Genomic DNA, 16,318 nt, shown 5'->3' on the forward strand with positions numbered 1-16,318 from the left:
CTTCCTTTATTGTTCTGACGCAAGAAGCACAGTCTGGGCAAGTATCCTGGCCCCATATACCAGGGCTTCCTGGTTAAACGTCATTTCTGGATGATGAAGGCCGGGGGTGAGACCGCAGCCGAGGCCGACCATGGTGGCTTTGATTCCGGGCTCTTTAAGGGTATAAAAGTGAAAATCCTCTCCGCCTGGCGACACGCAGGTTTCCACCAGGTTTTCTTCTCCCAATATACTTATTATGGCATCACTTGCAAGGGAAATGGCCTCTTCATTCTGTATGGCTGCCGGAACGAAGTCGTCCATATTCCAGGAAATTGCGGCTCCTGTCTCGGTGATGGTTTCCTCGGCGGCTTTCTTCAGCAGCTCTTTGACCTCACCGAGAAGAGGAGTGGTTTTTGCCCGTGCATCCAAAGTGAAATCAGCCGTCTCGGGAATGATATTGGATGAGGCGGCACCCCCGTGCAGCTGGGTCATTTTGATGGACCAGGATTCGGTGGTATCAAGACGTGCCTGTTTCAGCTTCTGAATGAGAACGGCCGCCGCCTCGATTGCATTGATGCCGTCCTCAGGCCGGGCCGCATGTGCCTGCACTCCTTTAATCGATCCTGTGATGGTTCCTGAAGAGCTGTGGATGATGACAGGTGATGCCTTTCCGAATGGAACTTCGAATTCCGGGCGGAGGTGGAGGCCGAATAAATAGGCTGTATCCTGTAAGGCACAATCTTCGATTAGCTGCAGGGCACCTTCTGCTTTTTCCTCCGCTGGCTGAAATATAAATCTGAGCGTCCTCTTCGGCTTTACTCCTGAAGCAGCTAAGGCAAGGGCGGTATGCAGCACCATGGTACTGTGGGCATCATGGCCGCAGGAGTGGTTCGCTTTCATGACACCATCCACTTCCTGAAGCAGGGCATCCATATCGGCCCGCAGTGCGACAACCTCCTGTGACTCCCCAGGGATTTCTGCAATAAGGCCGTAATGCTTCTCGAACGTCTGCACAGACAGGCCGGCCTCTGTGAGCGCATGAAAAATATAATGGGAAGTTTCTTTTTCTTTCCAGCTCGGTTCCGCCAGACTGTGAAGTTTTTGATAGGTTTTTAGAATATCTTCTTTATTCCGTGACAGGTAATCAACAGCATTCATGTTATACCCTCTCAATCCAAGTATGAATTTGGCCGTGCAGACATGATGCTGCCGCGGCGCTATGCTCGACTTTAGATATAGCATAGTTTTCGGAAAAATAGAACTATTTTGGGATGTCTGGTCTTTTCTGCTTTTCCTGCAGAATCTGAAATATGTACTTAATTGGAAAAATTAAGATATATAATCATTAAGAGAAATCCAAAATACTGGAACTTCTATAAGGGGGAGCTCTTAATGTTTAAAAAGCCTCATTCAAAAATACGATCCATATTAAATGTGCTCGTTATCGCAATTTTTGCCGGTCTGTTTATGACATTCCATCAACCTGTTATCATGTACCTCATGGCAGTTGGGCTTTTTCTTATTGCTTTTTTTATCCAGAAAAAACGAAACCAAATATACTTTCAAACCTTTTAGGTTTGATGTTGTTATGCGTAATTTTTATGTGGGAGAAAATGTATGGGGGGAGGCAGCCATTCAAAATGAAAAGCGCCGGGTATTGTACCTCGGCGCTTTTTATATAGGTTTATGGGTTTGTCGACCAAAGCCCGGCTGTCTTGACGAAGATACGAGAATTCAGCTTGAGCTGTGAGACCATGAATTCAGCCAGATCTTCCGGCTGCATCACTTTTTCCGGATTTCCGTCTGTAAGATTCGTTTCAATGGCAAGGTCAGTGGCAACTGTGCTCGGAGTCAGGGCAGATACGCGGATATTGTGTTTCCGGACTTCGAGCATCAGGGATTCGGTCAAACCGAGCACCGCTGCTTTGGACGCGCTGTAGGCGCTGGTTACCGGAGCCCCTTTCAAGCCCGCAGTCGAGGAAATATTGATAATATCACCTGATTTTGCCTCGATCATGCCGGGAAGGACGGCGCGCGTCACATTATAAACTCCCATCAGGTTGACCTGGATGATCCCGCTCCACTCTTCCGGCGTCAGTTCCATAAAGCCGCCGAATTTAGCAATGCCGGCATTGTTGATCAGGATATCAATCTGACCCAGGTCAGATTTTATATGTTCGACTGCTGATGTGACTGATTCCAAATTTGACACATCAGCCCTTGCTGCCGAAACCGTGACATCGAATTTGTCCAGTTCTGCTGCGGCCTTTTCCAGATTTTCGATATTAAGGCCAATCAGGCCGATATTGACTCCTTCTTCAGCAAGTGCAAGCGCGGCTGCGCGCCCGATGCCCCTGCTGCCTCCTGTAATGATTGCATTTTTGCCTTTCAATGATGGCATTTCGTCACCCCTAATTCATGTTTTGCAGTAGTTAATATACCCGCTCTGGGGTATATGCAATCATGATTGTACACCAGGGTCCGCAATAAAACCAAATATATGTTTTCTGAACGCAGCCAGTTCATGGAAACGTACTGGAGAAAAGCAGGAACAAACACGATAAGGCGATGGAGCGGAGAAAAGGCGCAGGCAGGAATGCCAGTAAGATAAATGATGTTCACACCCAGCTGCATGAAGCTTTATGATACATGCAGCTCCGCCCCTTTTTACAAAAAAAAGCCATCCGTTTTACGGAATGACTTTTGGCGAATTTAACGGCTCAAAGAAAACAATTTTGAGAACGGGTTTCTGTTATCTGTTATTTTCAATTCATCTAAGACCAGTTTTTCCTGGTGGTCCTGGATCCATTTTTTTAGCTCTTGCTTCCCTTGACATGAGGTGTGGTATGTTTCTCCGCCTTTCCCTGTTGCACTGATTACATACCTGCATGTTGAAGTCCCCATAACGCCCACCTTTTTTAATGTTGTGATTTCATAATGAACATTATAGCAAGGTTAAAATTATTTTCCATACTTTTTTTGTAAAAAATACAGAATTATTTCTAGCACTTTTTTACAATCTTCGACATGAATGATAGTCGAAATGTTGCTATAATTTCAACAAAAATAGAAGGGAGGCAAATTTGAATGAAATCAGGCTGGGAACGTTCCGGTGAAATCATTCTGATTGAGGCTGGGAGAGCAGACCATATGCTTCGGCCATTTCTGAAAGAAAGACATGTCCGGGAGACTTTGCTTCTCGGCGGCGGCTTGAATCATACAAATTTAAAGATTACTACAGACAGTGAGGAAGTGTTTGTGCTCCGGCTATACAGCCAAAATCCTGAGGCGTGTGCCATTGAACGTAAAATTGCCGAACTTTTGAAGGGGAAGATCCCGGCTGCTGATGTTCTTTATACAGATGATACATGCGAGAAAGCTGACGCCCCATTTCTTTTAATGAACTTTGTCTCTGGAGTACAGCTTTCTGAGATAATCCTTAGAAAAGACAGCAGCCTGGTGAAGAAAGCTGCCAGGGATGCAGGCAGGCATTTAGCCCGAATTCATTCCCTGAAATTTGATGGTCCGGGTTTTTTTGACGGCGACCTTCATATCAGGGAGACACTATCCACTGGGTCAAGGGAATTCATTGCATTTATCAGTGAAAGCCTGAATGAAGGGTATGGAGGGAAGCATCTTGGGCTCCATTTGACGGATAAGGTGATTCGTTTTTGTGAAAGGCATGCTGTGCTTTTGGACGAGCTGACCGTTCAAAATTGCCTGGTCCACAGTGATTTCAATCCTTTGAATATCCTGATTGAAGATCAGGGCCATCTCGCTGCCATCCTGGACTGGGAATATGCGTTTAGCGGCACACCCTTGTTCGATATAGGCAACATGCTCCGATATGAATGTCTGGGAGATACCATATTGCTGCAGCCCTTTATTACCGGGTATACAGAGTATGGAGGCCGGCTGCCGGAAAGGTGGCTGCAGATGGCCAAATTGCTGGATCTTATTGCGCTGTGCGGGCTGCTGGACAAAGAAGCCTGCGGGGAGGTGCGTTCAGCGGATATAAGGAGACTGATTCAAAATACGATGGATGACTGGGAACAGTTTGAATCCCTGCAGGCAGAGGTGCCTGATCGGACTTAGGAGACATGACTTAGGCAGGGAAAGCACCTGAAAAATTTAACAAAGAAATCTATTTACAACCTCTAGGAACAGGAGTAAGATAATTCTCAGTTTCATATTTCTAGATCGCTTAATCCTTTATGGGAGCGGGGGAACCAATCAATTGGGGTGAAGCCTGATTACATCAGGCAGGGCTACTCTTATAGTCCTAATCCGTCAGCTAACTCCGTAAGCGTTATATGAGAGGAAGGTGGGGCTGTGGAATTGTTGATAGATGTCCACAGGGCTTTTTTCGTGCCTGTGGGCATTTTTGCGTTGGCTCAATATTTTTAGTGAAGATCCATCAAACGGGGAACCTAGAGTAAATAGACAAATTATGAATCCTAGAGGTGCAATCATGTTATCAGCGGTTAAACGGTTTTTAATCGGGCGCCCGTTAAAGTCGACGGAGCTTGGGGAACAAAAACTCAATAAAAAGAAGGCGCTGGCCATCCTTTCTTCTGATGCCCTGTCTTCTGTTGCATATGGTCCGGAGCAAATCCTGATCGTCTTGATGACGGTCAGTGCAGCGGCCTTCTGGTATTCGCTGCCTATCGCAGCAGGTGTGCTGTTCCTGCTTGCGGCGCTTATTCTTTCATACAGGCAGATTATCTATGCTTATCCGCACGGAGGCGGAGCTTATGTAGTTTCAAAGCAGAACCTTGGGGAAAACCCCGGTCTGATTGCGGGCGGTTCCCTTCTTGTAGATTATATCCTGACGGTTGCGGTAAGTGTTTCCGCAGGAACAGATGCGGTGACTTCCGCATTTCCTTCCCTGCATGAACATAATGTACTCATTGCCTGCGGGCTTGTAATTTTCATCACGCTGTTGAATTTGAGGGGGATCACGGAATCGGCTACGGTGCTGGCATATCCGGTCTATCTATTTGTACTTGCCTTATTTCTCATGCTCGGAGCAGGGCTTTATCAGATTATAACTGGACAGGTACCCGAGGGTGCGCATGTTCCTGCAGGGACGCCGGCTGCGGGAATTACGTTATTCCTGCTTTTGAAGGCATTTGCATCAGGAAGTTCAGCCCTGACAGGTGTAGAGGCGATTTCCAACGCGATCCCAAATTTCAAGGACCCGGCACCAAGGAACGCTTCCCGTACTCTGATGGCAATGGGACTCCTCCTTGCTATCCTGTTTTCGGGCATTGTATTCCTTGCCTATTATTTTGGACTAGCACCAGAAGAGAAGGAGACGGTGGTATCTCAGCTTGCAGCGGGTATATTCGGCCGGGGTTTCTTGTACTATTTCATCCAGGGAACAACGGCCATGATCCTTGTGCTTGCCGCCAATACAGGCTATTCTGCGTTTCCGCTGCTTGCCTTCAATCTGGCAAAGGATAAATATATCGCCAGGATGTTTACGATGCGCGGCGACCGTCTCGGCTATTCCAATGGAATTATCTTTCTGGGTGCAGCATCCATCCTTCTGATTATGGCCTTCAAGGGGCGGACCGAGCAGCTGATCCCGCTGTATGCAGTTGGCGTTTTCATACCTTTCACGCTCTCTCAGACTGGTATGCTCGTCAAATGGTACCGCGAACGGCCCCAGGGCTGGAAAGGAAAGCTGGCCATCAATTTCACAGGTGCTTTAATCAGCTTTCTCGTTATGATGACCTTTTTCATCACAAAGTTCGCCCAGGTCTGGCCGGTGCTGATTTTCCTGCCGGTCCTTGTATTCCTGTTCCACAGGATCAAGAAGCATTATACTGCTGTCGGCAATCAGCTTCGCATCAGTACATGCGAAAAGGCACCGCCGATTGAGGGCAATGTGATCATCGTCCCGGTCGCCGGCATCACCCATGTGGTGGAAAATTCGCTGAATTATGCGAAATCCCTGTCAGCCGACCAGATTCTTGCGGTTTATGTATCCTTTGAAAGAAGAGACGAACGTAAATTTGAAGAAAAGTGGAAGAAGTGGCAGCCTGACATCAGGCTTGTAACACTTCATTCTTATTACCGGAGCATCATCCATCCGTTGACTAAGTTCATTGATACAGTGCAGCATAAAGCGGGCGAATCTAATTACAAAGTCACGGTGCTGATTCCGCAGTTCATCCCGAAGAAAAGATGGCACAATATCCTGCACAATCAATCAAGCCTTTTGATACGGGCCTTCCTGTTATACAGGCGGGATGTTATTGTTACAACTGTGCCATACCATCTAAAAGAATAGCCAAAAGAAGAGAGAAGCTGTCCCAGTCATGGGACAGCTTCTCTCGTTTATTACTATTGACAATCACTTGTGTCCTCTTCCTCTTGCTGATTCGGCCTGCATTCTGCACTGATTTCTTCAGCGATGGCATCAAGGGCATCATCAGAAAATAATGGAGTCTTTTCATTTCCTGTCAATTTAAGGCCTCCCTTGTTACAAAGAATATATTCATATGTTCACCAAGTGAGCCCAGCCTTAAACGGTTTTTTTAAAAACGGGTCCTGCCCAGTTCATAAATGGCCCGTGCATAAATGGAGGAAGCCTTGATCAGTTCTTCCACTGGAATACACTCATCCTTCTGGTGGGCGGTGTCCGGTGTGCCCGGAAATAGGGCACCAAACGCAACGCCGCCCGGAATGGTGCGGGCATAGGTGTTTCCACCTGTCGAAAGCAGTACAGGCTCAGTACCTGTTTCCTCCCTGTATACTCTCTGCAGGGTCTTAATAAGTGGATGTCCTTCTTCCACATGGTGGGGAAGACGCTCACGCAGCTCTGACTGTCTGAAGCCAAATTTTGAGGCTGTTAGGTTCAGGCGCTGATATGTAAGGTCATACGGAGCTTTTACAGGCATGCGCAGGTTTAGATGGATGAATGCCTCCTCTCCATTAAAGCTGAGAATGCCTGGATTGACAGTAAGCGGCCCGGTGATGCTGTCGCTGAATTCGATGCCAAGTTTACTGCCAAAGTAATCATCATCGAGAAGGGCAGCAAAAGAGACATAGGCATGACCGTCCGGGTCAAGGTCCTCGTTCTTCAGGAATGCAGCCAGCCGTGTGCCTGCGTTGATTCCTTTATCGGGTTCCATGGCGTGGGCAGAGCTGCCTTTCAATGTCAAAGTCAAAATTTTGCCGTCCAAAGAAGCGTCTCCTTCAGATCCGGTGCTGCTGCAGTAAGCCCTAAATCTTTCCATTAAAACTGCGGTGTATTCGCCATGTAAGCGCGCTACTGCTGAATCAGGAACAACATTGGCCCGCTCGCCTGCCTGGAAGGACAGCAGTTTTAGGGAGGCGCTATCCTGACCGGAAGTCCGTTCTAAGACAAAGCGGATATTAACCTGTCCTTTTTCTGCATGGATGATGGGGAAATCGGCATCCGGTGCAAAGCCTGCTATAGGGTGTTCCTCCACTTCCATATACTTCTGCATGCAGCTCATCCCGCTTTCCTTATCGGTCCCAAAGATGATCCGGATCCGATGATCAAGCGGCAGACCGAGGCTTTTTACAAGCCTAAAGGCATAATAAGCGGCCATGGTCGGTCCTTTGTCATCCATTGCACCCCGGGCATAAAGAACTCCGTCACGGATTTCAGGTTCAAAGGGATCAGATGACCACCCGGAGGAAGCCGGTACAACGTCGACATGACAAAGGACCGCTATGTAATTCTCTGCATCTTGTGGTCCCATTTCTGCATATCCGGCATAGCCATCTATGTTCTTCGTACGGAAGCCGTCTTTTTCAGCGAGTTTCAGCATGAAATCAAGCGCCTCGCCGACAGCGGCCCCCATTGGTGCTTCTTTGGAAGCTGTGGCCGGATCCTTGACGCTTTTGATTTTGAGCAGTTCCTTCAGGTCATGCAGGAATTGATCACGGTTTTTAACTGTTTCTTGATGCCAGTTCATATTGAATTCCTCCTTATGGCTTTAAAAAAGTTGTCGCTATTGAACAAGAAAGTGGATTTCCGCTGCAGGCACTCTACCTGCGCAGGGCGGGCGGTGAGCCTGCGGGGTCTCACCTGTCCCGCTGCTCCAAGTAAAGCGGAGAACGGTGCCTGCTGAAAGTAAAGATTTCAAAAGCCTCATGTTCACATTCAGATTGAGACAACAAACTACTTTGGCAGGCAGAGCCCCGATAAAGAAGACTTGCTGATTGGCGAGCGCAAGCGAAGACAGAAGCTTAGTCGCACTTATGCGTTAGCGAAAGAAGACTTGCTGATTGGCGAGCGCAAGCGAAGACAGAAGCCTAGTCGCACTTATGCGTTAGCGAAAGAAGACTTGCTGATTGGCGAGCGATTGCTGTGACAGAAGCTTAGTAGCACTGATGACTCAGGTCGCAGTCCGCACCGGATCTGGAGTCTCGCACCTGAAGTATAAGTCCACTTGCTAAATAATGTGATTTCCTCATAAAACTCATCCTAAAACAACAATCTTTCAGAAAAGAGCCTGAAAAAATTGTAAAGCAAAATGCGAGCAAAATCACGAAATCCTCTCCTTTATTAGTATTTGGGTAAAAAGTTTGTTAAATTCAGCGGTTGGAAGGGATACAATGGACATAGAAAACAAACATGAGTTTTCTACTCACAACCCATGCATGGAAAGGAACCTGGACAGAGCAGGAACAAACACAATAAGGCGGTGGAGCGGAGTAGAGTGCAGGCAGGAATGCTGGCAAGATAAATGATTTTCACCTATCTGGCCGAAGCCATATGATACATGCAGCTCCGCCCCTTTTCCATAGAAAACCGGATAGTAAAGGATGGGAGAATAGATACATGAATAATGAAATCAAGCATGGACTGGTAGTGGATGTGGAGACGACCGGCCTCGGTCCGGACCGTGATGAAGTGATTGAACTTGCCTTAAAGCTCTTTTCATATAAAGAAGAAACGGGCGAGGTCCTGGAAATCATCGACGTGGATTCTTTTTTGAGAGAGCCTGTAACAGTATCTGCCAAAAGAAATTACAGCAGCGCATTTCGTGTGCATGGAATTCCTTATGAAATGGTTCAGGGAAAAAGCTTCAGCGATGACAGGATTATGACGTTCTTTGAGAGGGCGGATGCGATATTCGCGCACAATGCTTCCTTTGATCGCAGCTTCCTATTTAGGATGTATCCGGCGGTAAATGAATCCGATTGGTACTGCACCATGAGGGGGGTGCCGTGGAAGGGCTACGGTTTTCCGGACAGCAGACTCCTGACACTGCTTCAGGCCCATGCTATTACCGAATATCAATCACACAGGGCGCTCGATGACATTACGAATCTCCTGGAATTGTTAAAGCAGACAAGCCCCAGAGGAACTCTATATCTGAAGGAAATCATTACTGGCAGACCGATGAGGCAATACCAGGCGAAAACCACTGTACGAAAATCAGTTTAATCCTCCGAGCCCAATTGTTTTTTTTCTTGACCCAATTGAGGTAAGTTTAAAGCAGCTGGGAAATAACCCGGGAAATGGGGCCTGTCCCCCTTATAAGGAGGTATTTCAATGGTTGATGTTTTGAATCCGGCTACTGGTGAGGTAGTCGGCCAGGTACAGGAGGACGGCCGCAGGGAGGCACGAGCTGCGGTGGATGCTGCGCATGAGGCGTTTAAGAGCTGGTCGAAGAAGACGGCCGGTGAGCGCAGTGAACTATTGATGAAATGGCATGACCTTATCAGGGAGCATACAGATGAAATTGCCGAAATCATGACCAGGGAACAGGGGAAGCCGCTTAAGGAAGCAGCGGGGGAAGTCACGTACGCCAACAGCTTCATTTCCTGGTATGCGGAGGAAGCGAAGCGGGTATACGGACAGATTATCCCGGCCTCTCATCCAAACAAACGGATACTGGTACAAAAACAGCCGGTCGGAGTGATAGCGGCTATCACACCCTGGAACTTTCCGGCGGCCATGATTACCAGGAAAGTCGGACCTGCTCTTGCTGCTGGCTGCACAGCAGTCGTAAAGCCGGCCGAGCAGACACCGCTTACAGCCATCAGAATGGCTGAACTTGCATATGAGGCAGGAATTCCCCGGGATGTTCTCCAGATTGTAACAGGTGAAGCTGCAGAAATCGGCGATGCCTGGATGGAGGATACCAGGGTCACCAAAATCTCCTTCACCGGGTCAACTGAAGTGGGCAAAATATTGATGAAAAAGGCAGCCGATACGGTCAAAAAACTGTCGCTCGAGCTTGGCGGACATGCTCCTTTCATCGTGATGGAGGATGCGGATTTAGATCAGGCAGTTAATGGACTGATTGCCTCAAAATTCCGTAATGCCGGCCAGACCTGTGTTTGTGCCAACCGTATTTACGTCCAGGAAGGCATCGCGGAGGAATTCAACGCAAAGTTTGCTGAAGCGGCAGCGAAGCTGAAAGTCGGAAATGGCCTCGAGGAAGGAATCGAAATCGGGCCGCTGATTGACTCCCATGCTGTAGAGAAGGTACAAAAACATATCGACGACGCCATCCAGAAGGGCGGCAGGATCCTGACAGAGGTCAATGCCGAAGGCCATGCAGAAGGGTATTTTGTAAATCCTGTGGTCATTGCGGATGCGACGGAGGATATGCTTTGCATGAGCGAAGAAACCTTTGGACCGGTTGCTCCGATTTCTGTTTTCAAAACGGCGGAAGAGGCGATCGAACGTGCCAATGATACCATCTACGGACTGGCAGCCTATGTGTTCACCCGGGATCTTACCCAGGCAATCAGAATGTCTGAAGAACTGCAATACGGCATTGTCGGGCTCAATGACGGCCTGCCTTCAGTCGCCCAGGCGCCTTTTGGCGGCTTTAAACAGAGCGGACTTGGACGTGAAGGCGGACACTTTGGCATCGAAGAGTATCTGGAGATTAAGTATATTTCCATGGGGCTGCCGGACTGATTACCAAAATGAAGCTGTCCTTCGCCGGGCAGCTTCTTTTTCAAGGTTTCAGCTCAGGCTTAATCCAGATTTCGTTAAAATTGGCCCAGCCGAATGAATTCAGTGCTACCCCTGCAAGCAGGCCATGATAGCGCCTCGTCCTTTCCGTATGATAATTGAAGATAAACAGATTTTCTTCCATAATCCATCCTTCCATCTGCTGCATCAGGTTCTGCCGTACTTCCGCGGATGGCTCTGCCAGGATCCGGCTGATCCTCTTATCAGCGGCTTCCTTCATGCTTCCGGCCAGGAAGCGGCTGATAAAACAGCTGGAATTCTTAAAGGCTGCTGTAAAAGAAAAATGATGGTCCTCCTGAAAAATTTCTCCCATAAGAATCAGATCCCCCTTTCTCGAGTCCGTTTCCTCATAGAACGTGTTTATGGAAAAAGGAAACAATTCCAGGGCAATGCCCGCTTTCCTGCAGCGTTCTTTCAGCCAGAGCGCATCCTGGCTGCTCTCTTTTTTATTAAAATAATAAAGCGAGAGGACTTCGCCGCTGTACCCGCTCATGGCAAGATAGTTCTTTGCCCGTTCCATGGATTTTAGAATAGACCTTCCTGAACTGATCCATGGAAAAAAGCTTGCTGCCGGAATTCTTGCTTCCTTATTTAACTCTTCAATCAGCAATCTCTGATCTACCAATTCATTCATGGCCTTTCTGAATAATGGATCATGCATGATTCCCGGTTTATTAAAGTTAAAGCCAAGATACGTGCATCCCACCTCAGCCACAGATTGCTGCCTGGTATGAAGGCTGCCGATCTCCATACCCGGCAGTTCGAAATCCAGGAGAACTTCTTCAGCTTCTGGAATGAACCAGAGCTCGATAGCATCAATATAAGCCCTTTCTTTGAAATAGCCGTCAAAAGCTTCCAAAATCAGCGAATGCTCATTCAATGACTTCACTGCATATGGGCCGCTGCCAATAATATGCTTTTGGCTGAATTCATGACCAGATGGCAGGATGGACGCATTGGGGCTGCTTAAATAGTGAAGGAAGAGGGCATTATCCCTGTTCAGCCGGATTTTAACGATCCAGGGTGAAGGTGTTTCAATTACCGCAGCGTCCTCCATCAGCCAGTTATTTGGTGAATCTGTCTCTTTTAGCCGGCGGAATGTAAAAGCTATATCTTCAGAAGTGAGCGATCTGCCATTGTGGAATTTAATGCCCTTGCGGATATAGAAAATCCAAATTTTTTCCTTGCTGTCATATTCCCAGGCATGGGCAAGGTGCGGCTTGATGCTATTGCTTTCACTGTCAAAAACAACCAGGGTGCTGTATATCTGCCTGACCAGGTGGCTTTCGGTGGAGATTGAAACAAAGGCCGGGTCCATGAGTAAAAGCTTACGCTTAAGAGAAAGCCTCAGAATATCCTGTGTTTGGCTGCGGGTGAAGGCATTGAAATGCCGCTGCAGCTTCTGTGTCAGAGCTTCCTTTAAATCAGCCGGAACAGGGAGCTTGATAAGAGAAAGGGCGGCCTCGTAATTCCCTCCTTGAATGTATTCCTTCAACAATCCAGACAAAAAGCTGTGAATGGCCGACTGATAGGTGATTCTTGATTTATTTCCCCTGCCTGCACCGCTGCTGTATGTCAATAAGCCTTCTTCCTCCAGGCGCCGGAGCACTCTCTTCGCATTTTTCCTGCTGCAGCAAAGGATAGAAGCAATATCATCAAGGGATTTGGAGAGCCCCAAATCCTTTTCGTCTGCCAAAAATCCCAGTCTCATCTGTAGATAATGCTCGATCGGTTTCATGTGGATCCTCCAAAAGGGGACATTTTTAGAATAAGTTTATCCTTTTTCTTCCTCTTTTTCTACTCTATATTTCATAGAGAGGAGGGACAACATATGACATTTTTTAAACTTCATAAAAACATACAAATCCGGATACTTACATCTTTCCTGACACGGGCTGTAGGCTCAATGATTTTTCCATTCATGGCGATCTATTTTTCCCGCGAGCTTGGAAGCACCCTGGCTGGGATATTGCTGCTGATCAATGTGGCTGCTTCCATTATTTCAGGATTTTATGGCGGATACATCACCGATAAAGCTGGAAGGAAAAAGGTGCTTGTGATCGGACAGATTGCTTCATTAATTTCATTCATGGTGATGGCAGCAGTTAACTCGCCGTGGTATGGATCGGTGTGGATCACTTTTTATATGATGCTGTTAAACAGCTTCAGCTCTGGCTTTATTAATCCAGCCGCAGAGGCGATGCTGATTGATGTCAGTACAAAGGAGACACGCACTTTCATGTACAGCATCAATTACTGGGCTATCAATGCTTCCATTATGATCGGCTCCCTGGCTGGAGGTTTTCTTTTTAAAGAACACAAATTTGAACTCTTCCTGTCCCTGACACTGATCGGGGTGCTCACCTTATTATTGATTGTTTTCTTTATGGAAGACCAGTATCAGCCCAAAAAGGGCACAGCAAAGGTCAATGTCTGGAAGGATATGGCCGGGAGCTATAGAGCAGTGATGCACAATAAAGCTTTCCTCATCTTCTCGCTCGCAAGTATATTCGTTCTGGGTCTTGAGATGCAGCGCAATAATTATATATCCATCAGGCTGGAACAAGGATTTCCGCCAATGGAACTATCTATATTGGGAGCGGGCTTTCACATTGATGGAATAAGGATGTTCAGCTTTTTAACGACGGAAAATACGTTGATCATCGTCATGTTCACAGTCTTGATGGCTGCGTGGGTGACCCGGTTCCGGGAAAAGAACATCCTGAACATCGGGATCTTTGCCCAGGTGGCAGGTTACTCTGTGCTTGCCGCCAGCAATTCGATCTGGCTCCTTCTAGCGGCCGGGCTGATACAGACCATCGGTGAAATGATGTATGTGCCAGTCAGGCAAAGCTTGATGGCAGATTTAATGGAGGATGATTCAAGAGGGGCATATATGGCTGTTAACGGCCTTGTCTTTCAAGGGGCCAAGCTGCTTGGAGCGGCAGGCATTATATTGGGTGCAGCATGGGGTCCTGCCGGGATGATAGCCGTGTATATCGTATGCGGACTGGTGTCATTCCTATTGTTTACAGCGGCAGTAAAAGGCATCGGGGTGAAGGCGTCTGCCGAAGGTGTTGAGAGCGCAACTTGAGGAAGAGTGAAAAAAATAGGACGCCGGGGGCCATCCTCAGGCGTCCTTTGCATGGAGAAAGGCTAAAATTTTATATTTATTCTAAATGAAGTTTTTTATATAATAGACTCACAACATAATATGGAGGGTGAAGAACTTTTGGCCTCAATAAAAGATATAGCAGGTCAGCTTACAAAAAATGCGAAAAGCATTGCTGAAGAGATGGTCAATGAAATTGTCAAACGGTTCCGTGTGGAAGTTCCCCAATATGAAATAGATAATGCGAAGGTTATATATAAAGGATTTCTCGGATTCATGGGAGAACTCCTCGACTGCAGAGAGGAGAAAGTCCCTGAAGGCCTTTTGTCTTGGAGCAAAGAAAATGGCGAGAGGGAGGCTGCTGATACAGGAAGGCTGTCTACCATCATTTCGAGATATCCTGACACCCGGATTGTTTTCACCGAGCATATATCACGCCTCTGCCTGGCTGAGGGATTGAGCGCATCTGATACAATCACCATTATGACACGGGTTAACTACTTCCTGGACTTAAGCATAAATGAAACGGTCTATGCTTTTGAAAGGCATACAGATAAGGTGATAAGGGATGTGCAGGACGAACTGAATTATCTGTCGGCCCCTGTGGTTCCTATACAAGATGAAATCGCCGTGCTGCCCCTGATTGGAAAAATTGATTATGACCGGGCATCGCTTATCCTGGAAAAAGTGGTTCCGAAGGTTACAAAACTCCAAGTGACCTGCCTGATCCTTGACTTCTCCGGAATCTTTACCATAGATGCAACAGTTGCAAAGCATATCTTTGATATCCATAATGTGCTCCGCCTGATTGGCGTAAAGTCCATAGCAACCGGAATCCGTCCGGATCTCGCCCAGCTCGCGGTCGAAAGCGGAATCGATCTGTCAGCGATCACTTCATTTGCAACCGTAAGGGAAGCCATTGACAGCATGAAGGATACGGGAAGATAAGCATCCAAAAGTTCTGGAAAAGCAGCCTCATCCTTAATGGGAGGGGGCTGTTTTATTGTAAACATAGGTGCTGTTGGTGAATCGAAGCGAGTGCCTGAAACGGAATGCTGCGTTTTTAAAGTATAGCTGCAAGGAGAAAAAACGCTGGAAATTCCCCAGCGTCAGATTGTAGACAAACACCTTTTTCAAAAATTCAGTTGGAGAAAAAGGGATTTGTTTCTTTTTCAGTTACATATTTGGTGGTTTCCTGAAGAGCACTATATATTGGTAAGTTAGCAATCATGTCGACTTGGTCGACAGCCTGACGCTTGCTTCCAGATGATTTTGATTTTGTGTGTTTCAAAAGCTCTATTATCATCTTTTAAATAATAGCCTCCTGACCTGGTCGGAAACTATAAATTCTTTTCCATCCCTTTGTCCTTTAAATTCAATGTTCTGCGGGGCAAACAAATTGCCCTCCAGCAGGTGGAAGGCATCTAATGTGCAATCTGGGATTCTTTGTTTACTCATTTGGACGATAAAAGCTGATAAGATATGAGTTTCGCCCAAATTATCTCTTAAATCGCTCGTTTTTCTAGCTGCTCATGCTCCGGACAGGGGCTGCCGCTGATGAACTTCCGGGCCTCTTCCGTTAAAAAACCCGCTGTGGGAGAGCAGTTTTCAACGCTTGGGGGCAGTGTGCCGCTGCCATCATAGTAACACGGCTTTTCCATTTCATATCATCCTTCCCGGGAAGCTTATATGAAGTAAAAGCTGCTAATGAAGATCTACCTTTATTATATAGGTAAATCTTCCTAAAATACACAGAATTTTTAGAAAAAATACCTATTAGAAATATAGAGGAGATTGCACAATATATGTAGAATAATGTAAAAAATCTTGTAGGGAGGAAAAGGATATGAACTTCTCTGATTATGAGGCATTCTGGCTCTTTTATCTGTCTCAGCATAGCAAGGGCACGACCAGGGCCTGGCATTTTGCCGGCACCAGCCTGGTGTTCGTTTTTATTCTTTGGGCTGTTATCTTTCAAAACTATTGGCTACTGATACTTGCCCCTGTCACGGCCTATGCGCTTGCATGGTTCAGTCACTTTTTCATTGAAGGCAATAAGCCTGCCACTTTTGGCCATCCTATCTGGTCTCTGCGGGCGGATTTCAGAATGTACCGTCTGACGCTTCTAGGCCGGCTTGGCAAGGAAATCGAGAGGGCGGAGTCTGCACTGCGCGCTTAGCTTCTATGATCCGTTCCTTTGAAGGAACGGTTATTTTTTTGGCAGCCAGGGCATGAACATAATTTTTTTT

General features: G+C 47.0%; 14 protein-coding genes and 1 riboswitch. Of the genes, 7 read left to right on the forward strand and 7 right to left on the reverse strand.

The annotated features are described in order from the left end of the window. Positions 1-6 precede the first annotated feature (6 nt). Together V1498_RS03490 and V1498_RS03495 are read right to left on the reverse strand one after the other, a co-directional pair. Positions 7-1,137 (reverse strand): amidohydrolase, encoded by a 1,131-nt coding sequence (locus V1498_RS03490; RefSeq protein ID WP_409296924.1) that lies wholly within the window; start codon positions 1,135-1,137, stop codon positions 7-9. Positions 1,138-1,663: 526 nt separating this feature from the next. Further along, positions 1,664-2,380 carry a 3-ketoacyl-ACP reductase gene (locus V1498_RS03495; protein WP_409296925.1) on the reverse strand — a complete coding sequence of 239 codons (717 nt, stop codon included), beginning with the start codon at positions 2,378-2,380 and terminating at the stop codon, positions 1,664-1,666. A 686-nt stretch (positions 2,381-3,066) separates the two neighbouring features. Here V1498_RS03495 and V1498_RS03500 point away from each other — a divergent pair. Further along, positions 3,067-4,074, forward strand: a complete 1,008-nt coding sequence (locus V1498_RS03500; protein ID WP_409296926.1) for a phosphotransferase family protein — start codon at positions 3,067-3,069, stop codon at positions 4,072-4,074. A gap of 96 nt (positions 4,075-4,170) precedes the next feature. Continuing rightward, a riboswitch (cyclic di-AMP (ydaO/yuaA leader) is annotated at positions 4,171-4,304 on the forward strand. Positions 4,305-4,450: 146 nt separating this feature from the next. Then, entirely contained in the window at positions 4,451-6,277 is a 1,827-nt protein-coding gene (locus V1498_RS03505) for an APC family permease (protein WP_409296927.1), read from the forward strand. A 53-nt stretch (positions 6,278-6,330) separates the two neighbouring features. Here the strand turns inward: V1498_RS03505 and V1498_RS03510 are convergent, their stop codons facing one another. Beyond that, a complete protein-coding gene (locus V1498_RS03510; RefSeq protein ID WP_409296928.1) occupies positions 6,331-6,453 on the reverse strand; it encodes a hypothetical protein in 123 nt (40 codons plus the stop codon). A 71-nt stretch (positions 6,454-6,524) separates the two neighbouring features. Then, positions 6,525-7,934: a dipeptidase PepV gene (pepV, locus tag V1498_RS03515; RefSeq protein ID WP_409296929.1), complete on the reverse strand. Its 1,410-nt coding sequence runs from the start codon at positions 7,932-7,934 to the stop codon at positions 6,525-6,527. A gap of 869 nt (positions 7,935-8,803) precedes the next feature. Between pepV and V1498_RS03520 the strand changes: the two genes are divergently transcribed. Beyond that, positions 8,804-9,412: an exonuclease domain-containing protein gene (locus V1498_RS03520; RefSeq protein ID WP_409296930.1), complete on the forward strand. Its 609-nt coding sequence runs from the start codon at positions 8,804-8,806 to the stop codon at positions 9,410-9,412. A 108-nt stretch (positions 9,413-9,520) separates the two neighbouring features. Beyond that, positions 9,521-10,900: an NAD-dependent succinate-semialdehyde dehydrogenase gene (locus V1498_RS03525; protein WP_409296931.1), complete on the forward strand. Its 1,380-nt coding sequence runs from the start codon at positions 9,521-9,523 to the stop codon at positions 10,898-10,900. A 40-nt stretch (positions 10,901-10,940) separates the two neighbouring features. Here the strand turns inward: V1498_RS03525 and V1498_RS03530 are convergent, their stop codons facing one another. Continuing rightward, positions 10,941-12,695, reverse strand: a complete 1,755-nt coding sequence (locus tag V1498_RS03530) for an ABC transporter substrate-binding protein (RefSeq protein ID WP_409296932.1) — start codon at positions 12,693-12,695, stop codon at positions 10,941-10,943. A 93-nt stretch (positions 12,696-12,788) separates the two neighbouring features. Here V1498_RS03530 and V1498_RS03535 point away from each other — a divergent pair, with 93 nt between their 5' ends. Both V1498_RS03535 and V1498_RS03540 read left to right on the forward strand, forming a co-directional pair. After that, complete coding sequence (locus V1498_RS03535; RefSeq protein ID WP_409296933.1) at positions 12,789-14,051, forward strand: MDR family MFS transporter; 1,263 nt, start codon at positions 12,789-12,791, stop codon at positions 14,049-14,051. Between the two features lie 138 nt (positions 14,052-14,189). Next, positions 14,190-15,017: an STAS domain-containing protein gene (locus tag V1498_RS03540; protein ID WP_409296934.1), complete on the forward strand. Its 828-nt coding sequence runs from the start codon at positions 14,190-14,192 to the stop codon at positions 15,015-15,017. 193 nt (positions 15,018-15,210) lie between these two features. Here V1498_RS03540 and V1498_RS03545 read toward each other — a convergent pair whose 3' ends face one another. Beyond that, positions 15,211-15,375 (reverse strand): hypothetical protein, encoded by a 165-nt coding sequence (locus tag V1498_RS03545; protein WP_409296935.1) that lies wholly within the window; start codon positions 15,373-15,375, stop codon positions 15,211-15,213. Positions 15,376-15,574: 199 nt separating this feature from the next. Further along, the gene (locus V1498_RS03550) at positions 15,575-15,730 is read right to left on the reverse strand and encodes a hypothetical protein (RefSeq protein WP_409296936.1); all 156 of its coding nucleotides are present in this window, start codon (positions 15,728-15,730) and stop codon (positions 15,575-15,577) included. Positions 15,731-15,915: 185 nt separating this feature from the next. Between V1498_RS03550 and V1498_RS03555 the strand changes: the two genes are divergently transcribed. Beyond that, complete coding sequence (locus V1498_RS03555; protein WP_409296937.1) at positions 15,916-16,248, forward strand: Mpo1-like protein; 333 nt, start codon at positions 15,916-15,918, stop codon at positions 16,246-16,248. The last annotated feature ends 70 nt before the right edge of the window (positions 16,249-16,318 follow it).

The sequence above is a fragment of the Paraperibacillus marinus genome (genome assembly GCF_046237605.1).
GTDB lineage: Bacteria > Bacillota > Bacilli > Bacillales > DSM-1321 > Paraperibacillus > Paraperibacillus marinus.